Raw genomic sequence first — 1,239 nt, forward strand, 5'->3', positions numbered from 1 at the left:
GCACGGTCAAGCGCCATGTAAATTCTCTTCTCGGCTTTGGTCGTTGGCTCTTTGATAATAACAGGCCGGGATTTGCTGCTCGGCTTCACGAGGAGTCGCTGGATCCGGATCTCAAGGAGTACGAGAGCAAGAGTGGCTCCTCGGACGTGGCTAGAGCAGTGGGTCATCTCAAGACGTGGGCGGGCGGAGCGCCAGTGCTGGACCGCGCCGCTGTCCTGAATAATCCCGACCCTGCCGACGCCGCGCTCATCAGAGATTACACAGCGGCTCCCATCAAAGAGTACAAGGCAGCGCCGACCGGGCCGAATCCCGNACGAGGAGTCGCTGGATCCGGATCTCAAGGAGTACGAGAGCAAGAGTGGCTCCTCGGACGTGGCTAGAGCACTGGGTCGTCTCAAGACGTCGGCGGGCGGACCGCCAGTGGTGGACCGCCCTGTCCTGAATCCCGACCCTGTCGACGCCGCGCTCATCAGAGATTACACAGCGGGTTTCATCAAAGAGTACAAGGCAGCGCCTGCGACCGGGCCGAATCCCGGTACCATTCAGACCTATGGATCTGCTCTTAGACGTTTCAGTCAATACCTGGTTGAAAACAACAAACCGGGAATTGCGGCTCGGCTTCACGAGGGGTCGCTGGATGAAGATGCAAAGCGCTATGTGAACTCCGGAGGTTCCCGCCGTACGCAGGTCGCTCATCCCGGTGCTTTTGTCGCCGCGCGACGCGACGAGCGCATCGTCGTTCAGCAAACGGTCGACGACCAGGTCCGCACCCTTCGCCCGCAGTTTTGGCGCAATGGCACTGAGCCGCTCGGCGCGGCGGCCGAGCTCGGCCGAGAGATCGATCGCCTGCAGCGCGGCGTGCGCCTGAGCCACGAGCAGGCTCTGCACCCTTTCTCCGCCTGGCGCCTGGTTCCTCTGCGTCAGGCTGGTCGTTTTCGGAGGCACGCCACGCAGGCTGCCGCCCGGTCCCGGCTGCGTTCCCAAAAGCGGCACCGCATGCGGCCATCCCAATCTTTGCGCGAGCAGCGCGTCGGCGAGCCACGAACCCAAATAGCGTCCGAAGCCATGGCGCCCGGCGCTCGCGAAAGCACCGGTCAGCATGTCGAGCGTCCCGACGCTGGCGCCGAGCTGCCGAAGCTCATCCGCCAGATCGCCGAGCGCCTCGCCGTCGCGGACAAAAAAGCCGAATTCCTCCAATGCCGCGGCGAGGTTTTGCTCCGTCAGAAGCTCCGCCGCGGG

1 protein-coding gene is annotated in these 1,239 nt (G+C 63.6%); it reads right to left on the bottom strand.

What is annotated here, in order from left to right:
• Positions 1-273: 273 nt before the first annotated feature.
• Positions 274-1,101: a DUF1403 family protein gene (locus tag X738_RS81690; RefSeq protein WP_373420517.1), complete on the bottom strand. Its 828-nt coding sequence runs from the start codon at positions 1,099-1,101 to the stop codon at positions 274-276.
• Between the last annotated feature and the right edge of the window lie 138 nt (positions 1,102-1,239).

Source organism: Mesorhizobium sp. L48C026A00 (genome assembly GCF_000502375.1).
Taxonomy (GTDB): Bacteria; Pseudomonadota; Alphaproteobacteria; order Rhizobiales; family Rhizobiaceae; genus Mesorhizobium; species Mesorhizobium muleiense.